This is a genomic window from Ensifer sp. B1-9 (assembly GCF_050474445.1).
Taxonomy (GTDB): domain Bacteria; phylum Pseudomonadota; class Alphaproteobacteria; order Rhizobiales; family Rhizobiaceae; genus Ensifer.
In genome coordinates this window covers 197,954-212,798 of sequence record NZ_JBCHVG010000001.1, presented here as the reverse complement: position 1 = coordinate 212,798, position 14,845 = coordinate 197,954, and the positions used below count along the sequence as shown (strand labels likewise).

13 protein-coding genes are annotated in these 14,845 nt (G+C 64.1%); 5 read left to right on the top strand and 8 right to left on the bottom strand.

Going from position 1 to position 14,845, the window contains the following annotated elements; genetic code table 11:
- Nucleotides 1-75 precede the first annotated feature (75 nt).
- From ACQ5BM_RS00970 to ACQ5BM_RS00960, 3 genes are all read right to left on the bottom strand, one after another.
- Entirely contained in the window at nt 76-375 is a 300-nt protein-coding gene (locus tag ACQ5BM_RS00970) for a hypothetical protein (RefSeq protein ID WP_429806634.1), read from the bottom strand.
- Between the two features lie 251 nt (nt 376-626).
- Complete coding sequence (locus ACQ5BM_RS00965; protein ID WP_113540693.1) at nt 627-1,091, bottom strand: chemotaxis protein CheW; 465 nt, start codon at nt 1,089-1,091, stop codon at nt 627-629.
- Nucleotides 1,092-1,093: 2 nt separating this feature from the next.
- Nucleotides 1,094-3,196, bottom strand: a complete 2,103-nt coding sequence (locus ACQ5BM_RS00960) for a methyl-accepting chemotaxis protein (protein ID WP_429806632.1) — start codon at nt 3,194-3,196, stop codon at nt 1,094-1,096.
- A 358-nt stretch (nt 3,197-3,554) separates the two neighbouring features.
- On the opposite strand from ACQ5BM_RS00960, the gene ACQ5BM_RS00955 reads away from it, so the two are divergent.
- From ACQ5BM_RS00955 to ACQ5BM_RS00940, 4 genes are all read left to right on the top strand, one after another.
- Nucleotides 3,555-3,713, top strand: coding sequence for a hypothetical protein (locus tag ACQ5BM_RS00955; RefSeq protein ID WP_429806631.1), 159 nt, complete (start codon nt 3,555-3,557; stop codon nt 3,711-3,713).
- A 222-nt stretch (nt 3,714-3,935) separates the two neighbouring features.
- Entirely contained in the window at nt 3,936-4,535 is a 600-nt protein-coding gene (locus ACQ5BM_RS00950) for an SCO family protein (protein ID WP_429806630.1), read from the top strand.
- A 172-nt stretch (nt 4,536-4,707) separates the two neighbouring features.
- Complete coding sequence (locus ACQ5BM_RS00945; RefSeq protein ID WP_429806628.1) at nt 4,708-5,583, top strand: 50S ribosomal protein L11 methyltransferase; 876 nt, start codon at nt 4,708-4,710, stop codon at nt 5,581-5,583.
- Between the two features lie 916 nt (nt 5,584-6,499).
- On the top strand, nt 6,500-8,335 hold the full coding sequence (locus ACQ5BM_RS00940; protein WP_429806627.1) for an aminopeptidase P family protein: 1,836 nt from the start codon (nt 6,500-6,502) through the stop codon (nt 8,333-8,335).
- 238 nt (nt 8,336-8,573) lie between these two features.
- Here the strand turns inward: ACQ5BM_RS00940 and ACQ5BM_RS00935 are convergent, their stop codons facing one another.
- The 4 genes from ACQ5BM_RS00935 to panC form a co-directional block, all read right to left on the bottom strand.
- Nucleotides 8,574-8,888, bottom strand: coding sequence for an AzlD family protein (locus ACQ5BM_RS00935; RefSeq protein WP_429806625.1), 315 nt, complete (start codon nt 8,886-8,888; stop codon nt 8,574-8,576).
- 2 nt (nt 8,889-8,890) lie between these two features.
- On the bottom strand, nt 8,891-9,607 hold the full coding sequence (locus tag ACQ5BM_RS00930; protein WP_429806624.1) for an AzlC family ABC transporter permease: 717 nt from the start codon (nt 9,605-9,607) through the stop codon (nt 8,891-8,893).
- A 213-nt stretch (nt 9,608-9,820) separates the two neighbouring features.
- Nucleotides 9,821-10,642 (bottom strand): 3-methyl-2-oxobutanoate hydroxymethyltransferase, encoded by an 822-nt coding sequence (panB, locus tag ACQ5BM_RS00925; protein ID WP_429806622.1) that lies wholly within the window; start codon nt 10,640-10,642, stop codon nt 9,821-9,823.
- A 1-nt stretch (nt 10,643) separates the two neighbouring features.
- On the bottom strand, nt 10,644-11,519 hold the full coding sequence (gene panC, locus ACQ5BM_RS00920; RefSeq protein ID WP_429806620.1) for a pantoate--beta-alanine ligase: 876 nt from the start codon (nt 11,517-11,519) through the stop codon (nt 10,644-10,646).
- 460 nt (nt 11,520-11,979) lie between these two features.
- Here panC and ACQ5BM_RS00915 point away from each other — a divergent pair, with 460 nt between their 5' ends.
- Nucleotides 11,980-12,387 (top strand): VOC family protein, encoded by a 408-nt coding sequence (locus ACQ5BM_RS00915; RefSeq protein WP_429806618.1) that lies wholly within the window; start codon nt 11,980-11,982, stop codon nt 12,385-12,387.
- Nucleotides 12,388-12,549: 162 nt separating this feature from the next.
- Here ACQ5BM_RS00915 and ligA read toward each other — a convergent pair whose 3' ends face one another.
- Nucleotides 12,550-14,703 carry an NAD-dependent DNA ligase LigA gene (gene ligA / locus ACQ5BM_RS00910; protein ID WP_429806616.1) on the bottom strand — a complete coding sequence of 718 codons (2,154 nt, stop codon included), beginning with the start codon at nt 14,701-14,703 and terminating at the stop codon, nt 12,550-12,552.
- Between the last annotated feature and the right edge of the window lie 142 nt (nt 14,704-14,845).

Below are 14,845 nucleotides of genomic sequence, written 5' to 3'. Positions count from 1 at the left end.
CCTCATGAGACGCGCGGGTAGGCAGAGCGGAACGAGGCGAAGTCTCTGGGAGCACCCCATCCCGCTTCCCGCATGTCAATAGGTCGGCGGAACGATGCCCTGATAGTAGTCGCCGTCACCGCCCTGATAGCCGCCGAAAGGCTGACGATCGCGATAAACGGGGGTCGGTGTGGCAGTTCTGCTGATGCTGCCCGTCGACATCGTGTCAACCCGTGCGGCGGACCGCTTCATCAGCGGCATGGCCTTGTGCGTGTTCTGCGTTCCGGGCGGATTGTTGACGTCGATGCCCTGGTAGTAGCTGTCGGCCAGAGCCGGCCCGGCCATCAGCATCGTTACGGAGAGCGTGGCAACAAGTTTCCTTACAGAGATTGTCATGAGTTCAACTCCTGTTTCGTGGCAGGCACCCGGCCTCCGTTCGGGCGCCCGGCAACACCGGTAAATTAGTACAAGTATTCCCGCCGGCCACATGACGTTTTGTCACAATGGAGTCGCCCAAGCGTGAAGAGCATTGCCGAAGTTTAACTTGACCGACGCATTCCACTACCTGCCCGAGCGCAGCCGAAACGCAAAACACCCCGGTGGCGATGCCACCGGGGTGCTCCTCAATTCTGGCAGCGGTCGAAATATCAGGCGGCCTGGGCCAGTTCGTCGGCAATGACCGTATCGAGATTGAGGAAGCAGACCATCGTCTTTTCCAGCGCGACGATGCCGCGGCAGAAGGCGCGCTGTGCCTCCGGAATGATCTCCGGCGCCGGCTGCAGCGCTTCGCTCTTGATCGTCATCATGTCGGAGACCTGCTCGACCAGCAGGCCGACGAGCTTGCCGGCGATATCGGTGACGATGATCGCCGAGCGCTCCGACGGCTCGGTCATCTTCATGCCGAGGCGGGCAGCCATGTCGATGACCGGGATCACCGCGCCGCGCAGGTTGATGAGGCCGAGCACGTAGGGCGGCGTGTGCGGCATCGGCGTCACCGGCGCCCAGCCGCGGATTTCGCGGATCGCCATGATGTCGATGCAGAATTCCTGGTCGCCGAGGTGGAACGACACGATTTCGAGATAGGCGCCGGACTGCTTGATTGCATTGGTCATGATCAGAATTCTTCCCAGTTTTCACCGGAGGCCGTAACGGACGGCACGGAGCCCGGTTTGTTGCCGAAAGCGCCCGCCAGCTTGCCCATCAGGGCCTTCGCGGGAGATGGAGTTGGAAACGAGGCCATTTTGGCCGAGCCGATCTTGCGCAGCGGCACCGGCTCGCCGGTGCCCTTGGCGGCCGGCCGCTGAGCGGTGGGGGCCGAAGGTGTTTTCGTCCGCACCGGAGCAACGGTCGCCCTTGCCACTGGCGCCACAGGCCCCGGCGCCGACGTCGGCATGGCGCGCTGCATCGTGTGGCCCTCGCGGAACTGGCCGACGAGGCCGGTCAGGCGCTCGGCGTCCTGCGCCAGCGTGTGGCTCGAGGCATTGGTCTGCTCGACCATGGCGGCATTCTGCTGCGTCATCTGGTCGAGTTGGCCGACGGCGGTGCTGATCTCGTTGAGGCCGGTCGACTGCTCGCGCGCGGCCATCACGATCGAGGTCATGTGTTCGTTGATGCGCGCCACGTCGGCGCCGATCCGGCCGAGCGCCTCGCCTGTCGCCTGGACGAGCTTGACGCCGCTGCCGACCTCGTTGCCGGAGCGGCTGACCAGCGCCTTGATGTCCTTGGCGGCACCGGCCGCGCGCTGCGCCAGTTCACGCACTTCCTGCGCCACGACCGCAAAGCCCTTGCCGGCTTCACCGGCACGCGCCGCCTCGACTCCGGCATTCAGCGCCAGGAGGTTGGTCTGGAAGGCGATCTCGTCGATGACGTTGATGATCTTGCCGATCTCGTTGGAAGCACTTTCGATGCGCGCCATGGCGGCAATCGCCTCGCCGACGATGCGGCCGGATTCCTCCGCATTGGTGCGCGTCTCGCCGACCATGCGGCTTGCCTCTTCGGCGCGCTGGGTGGCGGTGCGAACCGTGACTGTGATTTCATCGAGCGCTGCCGAGGTCTGCTCCAGCGAAGCGGCCTGCCGTTCGGTGCGGCGCGCCAGGTCGTCGGCGGCCGAACGCATCTGCCGGCCGTTCGATTCGATCGAAAGCGCATTCTCCTTGACGCTCGAAAGCACCAGGCGCAGCCGCTCGACCGTCTGGTTGAAGTTCTGACGAAGCTGGTCGAGATTGCCGTCGAAGGGCCGGTCGATGGCAACGGCAAGGTCGCCGTCGGCAAGCTGGGTCAAGGCGCGGCCGAGGCTGTCGATCGCCGTCTGGATGCGGCGCACCGCCTCCTCGCGCTCGTGCTGCTGCTGCTCGCGTTCCTTCTCGATTTCGCGCCGGCTGAGTGCGGCGCTCTGCTCCAGCGACTGCTTCTCGATGGCCGAAAGCCGGAAGAGATCGACCGAGCGGGCCATGGCGCCGATTTCGTCGCCGCGGTCGAGCGCCTCGACCTTGGTTGCCAGGTCACCATTCTGGACCCGCTGCATCGCATTGCGCAGGCCGAGGATGCCGGCGCGCAGCGTGCTGCCGTGGAACCAGAGAAGATAAAGCAGGGTGGCCATCGCGAACAGTCCCGCGGCCACCTGAAGCTGGAATGCCCGGTCGGACGTGGCACGCGCCTCGGCAACGCGCGTCTGCACCAGGCCGGTTGCCGCTTCGGAGAGCGACGTCAGAGCGGTGGCGACCCGCTCGCCGGCGCCATCGATCGCGTCGTCGATCTTGCCAAAGTCGTCAGCGGAAGCCTTGCCTTCGATCAGCGTCTTCAGGTCGGTGCCGATCGCCTTGCGCAGTTCCGCAACATCCGCATCGAAGGTCGAAAGCGCATCGCTCCGTCCGAGCACCCCGGCAAGCGCCTTGATGTCGGCCGATTTCGCTTCGAGCAGCCTCAGTATCCCGGCAATGCTGGCGGCGCGCGCCGGCTGGATCGCGCCCTCTTCCCGGTCGATGATGCTATCCATCGCGTTGAGCACGAGATTGGTCGTCGCCAAGCGAACCTCATCGACGGTCGTCAGCCCGTTCTGTGCCGCGACCGCGCCCTGCAGGGCGTGGTTGGCTTGGCTGCCCTGGTACCAGCCGACCCCAAGCACGGAGCCAAAGCCGACGAAGGCGGCGCCGGCAAGCGTCGCCAGCCGCTGGCTCACGGAAAGATTGCGCTTCAGGGAAGGAGATGTGGCAGTCATAGGGAGTCCATGGTCACGGATCCGCCTGGAAGCGGGTCCTCCTACGATCGATACGGAAACCGGGGCCGAGAAACCGGCTGACCTCATGTCATATCGGAGCACGAACACTCCTCCCGCGTGGAAAAAACACTGGCAAACAGACCTTAAACATTCGCTAAGGCAGGCCGCGATCCCCAGGGAGACGAGCCATTTGCATGTTTTTGCATATGCGTCGCAAGCCTCGGTTTTCCCGGCATTTGCGGGCACAATCCATCGGAGCACTCCGGGCCGGTTTTCCACCGTTTCCTGTCCCGACCGGAAGGCGCCACGACCGCGGCTCGCGGCTTCCCCTCGCCGCGCCAGATGCTATGATGGCCCCATGAACACGAAGACTCAGCGCTCGGTCCGCCTCCCCCTCGCCGCAAGCCTCGCGGCTGCGATCGCGCTTGTGCTCCTGCTCGCCTTCCGCGGCTGGATGGAGAACGGCGCAGAGATGTTCCTGGCGCTCGCCCAGTCCGGCCTTTCCTGGTGCTTTTAGGCGACGGCTTCGCTCCCTCTCCTCGGGTTTAACCCGGGGACTAACTTTCTCCCCGCCAGCGGGGAGAAGGTCGCGGCAGCGGGATGAGGGGCAGCTTCTGATCTGCGCGCGCCGTCACAACCTGCGGCAATTGTCCCATTTGCACGGTCCCGGTGAAGGCGGTATCAAGGGAGGATCAACCGGACATGGCCGCTTTCGGCCCCAACAAAATCGGTAGCACGCATGAAAACCATCCGCATCGTCCTCTGGGCCGCCGTCGTCGTCATGGCCGGCATCCTCGGCTGGCTGACCTATGAAATGACCCAGTCGAAGCAGCAGGCCGCCACCGGTCCCTTCGGCGTGCCCTTCACGCTCACCGCCCAGGACGGCAAGGAAATCACCGAAAAGGCCTTCACCGGCAAGCCGACCGCGCTCTTCTTCGGCTTCACCCATTGCCCGGAGGTCTGCCCGACGACGCTGTTCGAGCTGAACGGCTGGCTGGAAAAGGTCGATCCGGAAGGCAACAAGCTGCAGGCCTATTTCATCACCGTCGATCCTGAACGCGACACGCCGGAGATCCTCGGCCAGTACGTCTCCAACGTCTCGAAACGCATCACCGGCATTTCCGGCCCGCCTGACAAGGTGATGGAGATGGTCAAGGGCTTCCGCGTCTATGCCAAGAAGGTGCCGGTTGATGCCGCCAAACCCGACGGCGACTACACCATGGACCATACGGCCTCGGTCTTCCTGCTCGACGCCAACGGCCATTTCTCCGGTACGATCGCCTATGAGGAAAACCCGGAAACGGCGGTCAAGAAGCTGGAAAACCTCACCAAGGGCTGAGCCCCTACGGTCGTGACATGACGTTGCAAGCGCCGGCCCTGCCCGGCGCTTTGCGTTTGTGGGGCAATCGTGATAGCGCACTGCACACGATTGCCACCGCCCCGCGCGCCGCCTAACGGCATGGCTCGATGCGGGGCGCGCACGCGGATTTGCCAGCCCGAAGGACAGAGCCTTGAGCGAGATCAGACTTTTCGTCACCACCACCGAGAAGCAGGCGGAAGCCGTGCTCGACCGCATGAGCGAGGTCTTCGGCGAAGAGGACTATGCCATCGGCACGACGGAGGTCGATGAAAAGCGTGACGTCTGGGAAGCCTCGATCTACATGATGGCCGTCGACGAGGAACGCGTGAACGAACGGCTCACCGAAGCGCTTTCTGAGGATTTCGCCCACCTCCCGATCGAGCGCGAAGTGCTGCCGGATATCGACTGGATCGCCAAGTCGCTGGAGGGTCTGGCGCCGGTGCGCGCCGGCCGCTTCGTCGTGCACGGCTCGCACGACCGCGACAAGGTGAAGACCGGCGAGATCGCCATCGAGATCGACGCAGGCCAGGCCTTCGGCACCGGTCATCACGGCACCACCGCCGGCTGCCTCGAAGTGCTGGCCTCCGTTGCCCGCACGCGCACCGTGCGCAACGTGCTCGATCTCGGCACCGGCAGCGGCGTGCTGGCGATCGCTGCCTGGAAGCTCATGCACGTGCCGGTGCTCGCCACGGACATCGACCCGATCGCCACCCGCGTCGCCGCAGAAAACGCCCGGGTCAACGGCGTCGTCACCGGCATGACCTTTGCCACCGCGCCGGGCTTTCACTCCACCGCGTTCAGCGCCAACGGCCCCTTCGACCTCATCATCGCCAACATCCTCGCTCGCCCGCTGATGAAGATGGCGCCGCAGCTCGTCGCCAACCTCGCCCCCGGCGGTTCGGTCATTCTTTCCGGCATTCTCGCCGAACAACGCTGGAAGGTGCTCGCCCATTACAACGGCCAGCACCTGCGCCACGTGCGCACAATCTGGCGCAACGGCTGGGTGACGATTCATCTGGAGAAGTAAGCGACGACGCCGAAGGCGGCTGCCGTCCGGCAGAACGACTGCCACCTTCATTGTCGAGGTGATGGCCCCTCATCCGGCTGCCGCCACCTTCTCCCCGCAAGCGGGGCGAAGGGACCCGCGGCACCGCCTTGCCGCAGATCCAACTCCCATTCGTGACATTCGGTACGTCCACTCGCCGATGCGTTTGCGCTGTGCAATGTGTAAAGCGGCTTGCGGCATTACCACGCACAAAGATCGGCCCCAGCTGCTAACGGTGCAGTCGGGCACGTCCCCTCGCCCGCCTGCGGGGAGAGGGTTAGGGTGAGGGGCGATCTTTTGAAGAAATCCGGCGGCTTCAATCTTGCCTGCAAAAGCTTGCGGGAGAGTTCTGCGGAAACGCAAAGAGCGCCGACGCGCGGCTGACGCTGACAACCGCCCAAAACAAATCAAGAAAAACGAAAAGGCCGCCACGTCAATCATGACGGGCGGCCTTTCGAAACAAAGGCGATGCCAGGGGCATCGCCTGCTGGCTGGCTTGTGGCCAACCATGCCCGCGAGCCTGAGGAGGAGGAGCGCTCGAGCGGGCGTCTACCGTTCCGAAGCTGGCCACCCTTGAGGGAGGAGGAGAACAGAATGACCAACTATTCTCGGAACCGCAGTCTTTTGAACCACCGGATGTTCGTCCGTGTTCGTTGAGCGGGCTTATAAACTATTATTCCGATAGAGAAAGGGACTTCTTAGCATGGGTGCCATGCGCTGAGTGCATATGTATGACGAATGGGCAATTGCTCTCGGCGTTGCCCACAACCGGAAGCATTGCGAGAACCGTGGGTCGCGGTCGCTTACAGGATATCGCCTCTTTCCTCCAAAGGGCCGTTTCCGCTAACGTGACCCATCTTTTCCCGCGGTTTACCGCTCAATCTACCGGAAATCCCCCATGTTTCAGTCTTTTGAAGTCACCTCCACGCCGCAATTCGGCAAGGAGCGCACCGAAGCCCTGCGCGCGTCCTTCGCGGCCCTCGGCATCGACGGCTTTCTCGTGCCGCGCGCCGACGAGTTCCAGGGCGAATATGTGCCCGCCTCCTCCGAGCGCCTTTCCTGGCTGACGGGCTTCACCGGTTCCGCCGGCGTGGCCCTCATCACGCAGCGTGAAGCAGTCGTTTTCGTCGACGGACGTTACGTCACGCAGTTGAAAGAGCAGGTCGACGGCAGCGTATTCACCGGTGGCGACCTCATCGGCGAGCCGCCGCATCTATGGCTGGAGAATCATGGGGCCAAGGGCTTCAGGCTCGGCATCGACCCCTGGCTGCATACCGGCGCCGAAGTGCGCCGGCTGGAAAAGGCGCTCGCCACCCTCGGCGGTTCGCTGGTCTTCCTCGATCACAATCCGCTGGACAGGATCTGGGCGAACCGCCCCGCGGCCCCGCTCGGCAAGGTCAGCATCCAGCCGATCGAGCACGCCGGCGAGCTCGCCAAGGACAAGATCGCCAGGATCGCGGCCGGCCTCGACAAGGCGGGCGCCGGCGCCGTGGTGCTCACCGACCCCTCCTCCGTCGCCTGGACCTTCAACATCCGCGGCAGTGACGTGCCGCACACGCCGCATCCGTTGGCCCGCGCGATCATCCACGCCGACGGCCGCGCCGAGCTTTTCCTCGACAAGCGCAAGACCGGCATCGAGCAGGAGGCCTATCTCACCCAGATCGCCGAGATCGTCGCGCCCTCCACTTTCGACGATCGCCTGAGGGCGCTCGGCGCTGCCGGTGCCGCCGTGATGATCGACCCGGATCTCGCCTCCTTCGCCATCTCGGAACTGATCCGCTCGAACGGCGGCAAGGTGGTGGAAGCGGTTGATCCCGCCCGCCTGCCGCGCGCCCAGAAGAACAAGGCCGAAATCGACGGCTCGACCCGCGCCCACCTGCAGGACGGCGCCGCCATGGTCGAGTTCCTTGCCTGGCTCGATAACCAGCAGCCCGGTACCGTCACCGAGATCGGCGCCACCAACCAGCTGGAAGCTGCCCGCGCCACTGTCGGCGAGCGCATGCAGAACCCGCTGAAGGACATCTCCTTCGACACGATCTCCGGCGCCGGTTCGCATGCGGCAATCATGCATTACCGCGTCACCACCGCCACCGATCGGCCGATCGAAGCCGGCACCATGTTCCTGATCGATTCCGGCGCGCAATACATCAACGGCACCACCGACATCACCCGCACGGTCGCTGTCGGCGCCGTTCCGGAGGAGCAGAAGCGCTTCTTCACCCTGGTGCTGAAGGGCATGATCGCGATCAGCATAGCGCGCTTCCCCAAGGGGTCGCGCGGCGTCGATCTCGATCCGCTGGCCCGCATCGCGCTCTGGAAGGCAGGCGCCGACTACGCCCACGGCACCGGCCATGGGGTCGGCTCCTATCTCTCGGTACATGAGGGCCCGCAGCGCATCGCCCGGCTTTCGACCCAGGAACTGCTGCCCGGCATGATCCTCTCCAACGAGCCCGGCTACTACCGCCCCGGCGCCTTCGGCATCCGCATCGAAAACCTCGTGGTGGTGCAGCCGGCAACGATGGTGGACGGCGGCGACCTGCCGATGCTCGGCTTCGATACGCTGACCTTCTGCCCGATCGACCGCCGCCTGGTCCTGCCGGCGCTCCTGACCGACGAAGAGCTGGATTGGCTCAACGCTTACCACGCCGAGACCCGCGAGAAACTGATGCCGCTGCTCGCCAGCGACGAGACCCGCGACTGGCTGAAGGCCGCAACGGAAGCGCTCGCACGCTGAGTCAGGCGCCGAGCGACACAATGGAAAACGTCGCGCTCTCAGGCGCGGCGTTTGACGCTGGACAAGTCTCGAAGCGCTTGTTTGGTGAGAATCCCCCTTCTCGCGTCATCCTCGCGCGCGGTGCTGCCATAGCTCGCCGGCAATCAAGGGATGATAATGCACGAGGTGCGTCGCCAATGCTCCGCTCCGCACCCTGCCCGCGCGGCTTCCGACGCCCGCCCGGCTGAAGGCGAAGAGCCTACATCACCACGTGCCGGATCAGCATCACCACCACCCAGCCGATGACGAGCATGCGGAGCGTCGAGAGGTTGAGGCCGAGCGCAATGGCGAAGGCGACGAACATGGCGACGGTCACATCGAGCCCGCCATAGACGAAGGCGGGCGCGACCAGGGTGGTCAACACGGCCGCCGGCACGGCATTCAGCGCCGCCTCCAGCCGCGGCGGGATCTGCTTCATCTGGGTGATCAGGATGTAGCCGCCGACGCGCGTGAGAAAGGTCGCGACCGCGGCCGCAAGGATCAGGTAGATGAGGTTGAGGTGTTGCGGGTCCATGGTCACGCCTCCTTCTCGATGCCGGTTGGCGCACTGGCCCGCTCGCTCTGCGGCAGACAGGCGGCAAGCACGATGCCGGCAAGCGCCCCGATGCTGACATGCCAGGGCGAGCCGACAAAATGCATGCCCGCGACTGAAGCGAGCGCCGAGACCGTGACGATCGGCAGGAACCGGTCGCGCTTGCGGAAGCCCATGACCAGCCCCATGAAATAGACCGGTAGCAGGATGTCGAGGCCGATCGCCTTGGGATCGCCGATCATCTGCCCGAAGATCGCGCCGACCAGCGTGTTGAAGATCCAGGGAATGTAGATGACGAGGCCGAAGCCGAGATACCAGGAGAAGGAGATCGGCAGGCCGCGCTCGCCGCGCTTCTCGGTCTCGGCATATTGCGGATCGACCAGCAGGAAGAAGGCCAGGACCTTCTGCCCGAAAGTGAAGTGCCGGACATATTTGGCGATCGAGGCCGAATAGAGCACGTGGCGGAAGTTGACGGCGAAGACCGAAAGCACGACGAGCCAGGGCTGGACGTGATTGCCGAAGAGCTCGATGCCGACCATCTGGCTGGCGCCGGCATAGACGCTCGCGCTCATGAACACGGCATCGGCAATGGTAAAACCGTTGTCGACTGCAAGCGCCCCGAACAGCGCACCGAAGGGCGACGCCGCCAGCATGATGGGAAAGCCGCCGCGCACGCCTTCCCAGAATCCGTCTTTTGCCATGGAAACCTCCGCCGGCCGAGGCGAACAACTGCGCCCAGCGTCCGGTGCCGGACTGATAGGCGCTTGCGCCTCCGGCAACAATTCAAATCAACTGATACAATGATTGAATTTTATGATGCCTTGCCCGAACAAGGCTTGAACAAAATGCGCACCGATCGAGAATCCGACGCGCATTCGATCTCCGTTTCCGCAGCCCGCCAAACAGGCCGCGTCTTACTTCTTGACCTGGAACGTATGCTCGATGCCGGGGAAGGTGCGCGCCTTCACCTCGTTTGCATAGTCCTCGGCGGCCTTGGAGATTGCCGGCGCCAGCTCCGCGAAGTGCTTGACGAAGCGCGGCTTGAAATCGTTGAAGAGGCCGAGCATGTCGTCGGAGACGAGGATCTGCCCGTCACAGGCGGGCGAAGCACCGATGCCGATGGTCGGCGAGCGCAGTTCGGCGGTGATGTCGCGGGCGACCGGCTCGACCGTGCCCTCGATAACGATCGCAAAGGCGCCGGCATCATCGATCGCCTTGGCGTCGCGGCGGATCTTCTTGACTTCCTTGTCGTTGCGCCCGACGGAGCGATAGCCGCCCGTCGTGTTGACGAGCTGCGGCATCAGCCCGACATGGCCGAGGACCGGAATGCCGCGGCTGACGAGGAACTCGACCGTCTCCGCCATCTCCGCACCGCCTTCGAGCTTCACGGCGCTGCAGCCGGTTTCCTTCAGGATGCGCGCGGCGCTGCGGAACGCCTGTTCTTTCGATTCCTGATAGGAGCCGAAGGGCATGTCGATGACGACGCAAGCGCGCTCCGCGCCGCGCATGACCGCCTGGCCATGGGCGATCATCATCTCGAGCGTCACGCTGACGGTCGTATCGAGCCCATAGAGCACCATGCCGACGGAATCGCCGACAAGCAGGAAATCGACGTGCGGATCGAGCAGCCTTGCGATCGGCGTTGTGTAGGCCGTGAGGCTGACGATCGGGCGTTCACCCTTCAGCGCTTCGATATTGGCGGGGCTCAGCCGGCGCTTGGCGGTCTGGACGCTCATGTCAGGCAACCTTTGCAAATAACGCGGATTTCGGGGCGATCACGCGATTGTCGAGCAGCTTCGTCGTGCCGAAGCGGACGAAGAGCAGCAGCAACACCGGCCGGTCGCCGATCGTTTCGATGGTCTCGAGTGTCTCGGGATCGCGCACGGCAACGACCTCGGGCCGCGCCAGCGGCTCGCTTGCGAGAAATTCGGTTACCGCCTTTTCGAGTTGAGCCACATCGCTGATCCCGGACGCGACCAGACGCTCCGCCTCTTCCAACGCCTTCGGCACGATTGCCGCAGCCCGGCGCTCCTCGGCCGACAGATAGACATTGCGCGATGAGCAGGCGAGCCCATCGGCCTCGCGCACCGTCGGCACGCCGATGACGGTGACCGGTTGCGCCAGGTCTTCGACCATGCGGCGGATGATCTGCAACTGCTGGAAATCCTTCTCGCCGAAATAGGCGCGGTCCGGCTGGACGATGTTGAAGAGCTTGGTGACCACCGTGGCAACACCGGCGAAGTGGCCGGGGCGGACCGATCCTTCGAGCTCGCTTCCAAGCGTCGGCACGTCGACCACCGTTTCCATCGGCCGCGGATACATGTCGGCGACGCCGGGGGCGAGGAGATAGTCGACACGGCCCTCCTCCAGCATCGCCTGGTCGCGGGCGAGATCGCGCGGATATTTGGAAAGATCCTCGTTCGCGCCGAACTGCAGCGGATTGACGAAGATGCTTGCGACGACGACGTCGTTTTCTTCCCGCGCACGCCGCATCAGCTCCATATGGCCGACATGCAGGTAGCCCATGGTCGGAACGAAGCCGACCGTCTTGCCCGCCCGCCGTTCTTCGGCGAGCGCTGAACGCAGTTCGGCGATGGTGGTGAAAGTCTTCATCTCCGGACCCTCCAATCCGCGGCGGGCCACCCCTCCAAGGACGGTGGCTCCCTGCCCCTTGGGATGATGACGACCTGCTTCGCCAAGGGGCATTTGCACAAAATTCGGCTGCAAAGCTCTATCTTGTGCAGCGCAAAAAAACAATCGGATTGATCACAGCTCGATGGCGCCCGGCCGTGTTTGACGTCCATCGACGGCCTGCCGCAGTTGGTCATCGATGCCACCTGCAACCCATGCTGGAGAGCGAGACGCCGGGGCGGATTGATCCGGTTCGCACGGCGAAATAAAGCACGTCGCGATGCCGCCCGGATCGAAGAGCGCAGCCTGACCCGCGCTTGAAACCCATTGGTTGCGCCCCACATCAACCCGGGTCAAAAAACATTTGAGCCGGTGTCGGGATCGTCGACCGCCATTCGTCCTTAGTGCGTCAAAGACAAAATCCATTCCCAAGGAGCATTTCATGCGCATGATTTTCGTAAACCTGCCGGTCAAGGACCTGAAGGCCTCGCGTGCGTTCTTCGCCGCACTGGGCTTCACCTTCAACGAGCAGTTCTCCGACGACACCGCCGCCTGCACGGTGATCTCGGACAACATCTTCGTCATGCTTCTGACCGAGCCGAAGTTCCGCGACTTCATCACCGGCGAGATCAGCGACGCGAGGAAGGGCACGGAGGTCATCACCGCCCTTTCGGCTTCGAGCCGCACCGAAGTCGACGACATGCTCGCCAAGGCGCTCGCGGCCGGCGCCAAGCCCTGGAAGCCGGCGATCGACTACGGCTTCATGTACGGCATCTCCTTCCAGGACCTCGACGGCCACGTCTGGGAATTCATGTGGATGGACCAGGAAGCGGCTCAGCAGCAGGGCTGATGGCCGAACTGGCACAATGGAATGACGCTCCGCCCGGGGTTTCCCGGGCGTTTTTTTGTGAGCAGGCATCAAGGCCTCGGCATTTCCGCTGACGTGACAGGCTCTTCTCGCGCGGCCGACGCCGCGCAGCGAAAAGACTTCATCGCCAATCCAGAAGCGCCCTCACCCGCCGATCAGCGCCAGCCATTCGTCCTCGTCCATCGTCTGGACGCCGAGTTCGCGGGCCTTGTCGAGCTTGGATCCCGCACCCGGCCCTGCAACGACGATGTCGGTCTTCTTCGATACCGAACCGGCGACCTTGGCGCCGAGGCTCTCGGCCTTCGCCTTGGCCTCGTCGCGCGTCATCTTTTCGAGCGAGCCGGTAAAGACCACCGTCTTGCCGGCGACCGGGCTATCGGACGCAACCGGCGCTTCCGCCGCCTCCGGCGTCACTTCCGATAGCAGACGGGTCACCACTTCGAGGTTGCGCGGCTCCTTGTAGAACTCGACGATCGCGCGGGCGACCACCTCGCCGATGCCGTCGATGCTTTTGAGCTCGTTCCAGGCGTCGCCCGAGAAGGTCGCCGCTTCGCTCATCGCCGTGCCGAAATGCTCGTAGCTGCCATAGGAGCGCGCCAAAAGCTTCGCCGTCGTCTCGCCCACATGGCGGATACCGAGCGCATAGATGAAGCGGTGAAGCGCGATCGAGCGGCGCGTGTTGATCGCCTCATAGAGCTTGCGCACGCTAACCTTGCCGAAACCGTCGATGTTCTCGAGCTTGGTGAGCGAATCCGCCTGGCGCTTTTCCAGCGTGAAGATGTCGGGAGCGGTACGGATCGACAGCGTCGGATCCTCGCATTCGAAGAAGAACTCGATCTGCTTCGAGCCGAGGCCCTCGATGTCGTAGGCGTTGCGCGAAACGAAATGCTTCAGGTGCTCGACAGCCTGGGCGCGGCAGACGAAGCCGCCGGTGCAGCGGCGCACCGCATCGATCTTGCCGGTCTTCTCGTTGATGTCGCGCACCGCATGGCTGCCGCAGACCGGGCATGTGGTCGGGAAGCGATAGGGTTCCGCCCCTTCCTTGCGTTCGTCCATGACGACGTCGACGATCTGCGGGATGACGTCGCCGGCGCGCTGCACGATCACCATGTCGCCGATGCGGATGTCCCTGCCCTCGCGGATCGGCTCGCCGCTGTTGCCGAGGCCCTTGATGTAATCCTCGTTGTGCAGCGTCGCATTGGTGACGACGACGCCGCCGACCGTGATCGGCTCGAGGCGCGCGACAGGCGTCAGCGCGCCGGTGCGGCCCACCTGGATGTCGATCGCCGTCAGCCGGGTGAAGGCCTGTTCGGCCGGGAACTTGTGCGCCGTCGCCCAGCGCGGCGAGCGCGAGCGGAAGCCGAGGCGTGCCTGCAGGTCGAGCCGGTCGACCTTGTAGACGACGCCGTCGATATCGTAGTCGAGATCCGGCCGTTCGCGCTCGATATGGTGATAGTGCTCGAGCAGCGCATCGGCCGAGGAGAGACGCTGCATGAGCGGGTTGACCGGGAAGCCCCAGGCCTTGAACATCTCGACCATGCCCATTTGCGTATCGGCCGGCATCGCCGACATTTCGCCCCAGGCATAGGCGAAGAAGCGCAGCTTGCGGCTGGCCGTCACCTTGGCGTCGAGCTGACGCAGCGACCCTGAGGCGGTGTTGCGCGGGTTGACGTAGAGCGGCTTGCCGAGCGCCGCCATCTCGGCGTTGAGCGCGGCAAAGTCCGATTTCGCCATGTAGACCTCGCCGCGCACCTCGACGATATCGGGCGCGCCCGCCGGCAGCGTCTGCGGGATCATGCCGATGGTGCGGATATTGGCCGTAACGTTTTCGCCGGTCGTGCCGTCGCCGCGCGTCGCCGCCGTTACCAGCCGGCGGTTTTCGTAGCGCAGCGACATGGAGAGACCGTCGATCTTCGGCTCCGCGGTAAACGCGATCGAATTGTCCGGAAGCTGCCCGAGGAAACGATAGACCGACGCCACGAAATCGCGCGCGTCCTCATCCGAAAAGGTGTTGTCGAGCGACAGCATCGGCCGGGCGTGCACGACCGGCTGGAAGGTGACGGACGGCGCCGCCCCCACCTTCTTCGACGGGCTGTCCTCGCGAATAAGCGCCGGAAAACGCGCCTCGATCGCATCGTTGCGCCGCTTCAGCGCATCATAGTCCGCATCCGAAATCTCCGGCGCGTCCTCACCGTGATAGAGCGCATCGTGACGGGCAAGCTCGGCGGCGAGAAAGGCGAGTTCTTCGGCCGCTTCCGTTTCGTTGAGATTCTCGACGGGTTTCAATTCTTTGGACATGCGCGACGACTCCGGATTCGGAGTCGTTTTGTAGAGCAACCACCGGGAAAGAAAAGAGCAACGCCGCTGGCGTTGTGAGGTACAACATCACGCCGGTCAAACGCGGCCCTGAGCAATCCTGTAATGCGGCCACCCACCATTT

Coding starts and splice junctions, on each gene's coding strand:
- ACQ5BM_RS00935 (WP_429806625.1), bottom strand. CDS start 8,888: ATGGACCCGCAACACCTCAACCTCATCTACCTGATCCTTGCGGCCGCG.
- ligA (WP_429806616.1), bottom strand. CDS start 14,703: ATGTCCAAAGAATTGAAACCCGTCGAGAATCTCAACGAAACGGAAGCG.
- ACQ5BM_RS00950 (WP_429806630.1), top strand. CDS start 3,936: ATGAAAACCATCCGCATCGTCCTCTGGGCCGCCGTCGTCGTCATGGCC.
- panC (WP_429806620.1), bottom strand. CDS start 11,519: ATGAAGACTTTCACCACCATCGCCGAACTGCGTTCAGCGCTCGCCGAA.
- ACQ5BM_RS00965 (WP_113540693.1), bottom strand. CDS start 1,091: ATGACCAATGCAATCAAGCAGTCCGGCGCCTATCTCGAAATCGTGTCG.
- ACQ5BM_RS00960 (WP_429806632.1), bottom strand. CDS start 3,196: ATGACTGCCACATCTCCTTCCCTGAAGCGCAATCTTTCCGTGAGCCAG.
- ACQ5BM_RS00955 (WP_429806631.1), top strand. CDS start 3,555: ATGAACACGAAGACTCAGCGCTCGGTCCGCCTCCCCCTCGCCGCAAGC.
- ACQ5BM_RS00915 (WP_429806618.1), top strand. CDS start 11,980: ATGCGCATGATTTTCGTAAACCTGCCGGTCAAGGACCTGAAGGCCTCG.
- ACQ5BM_RS00930 (WP_429806624.1), bottom strand. CDS start 9,607: ATGGCAAAAGACGGATTCTGGGAAGGCGTGCGCGGCGGCTTTCCCATC.
- ACQ5BM_RS00940 (WP_429806627.1), top strand. CDS start 6,500: ATGTTTCAGTCTTTTGAAGTCACCTCCACGCCGCAATTCGGCAAGGAG.
- panB (WP_429806622.1), bottom strand. CDS start 10,642: ATGAGCGTCCAGACCGCCAAGCGCCGGCTGAGCCCCGCCAATATCGAA.
- ACQ5BM_RS00970 (WP_429806634.1), bottom strand. CDS start 375: ATGACAATCTCTGTAAGGAAACTTGTTGCCACGCTCTCCGTAACGATG.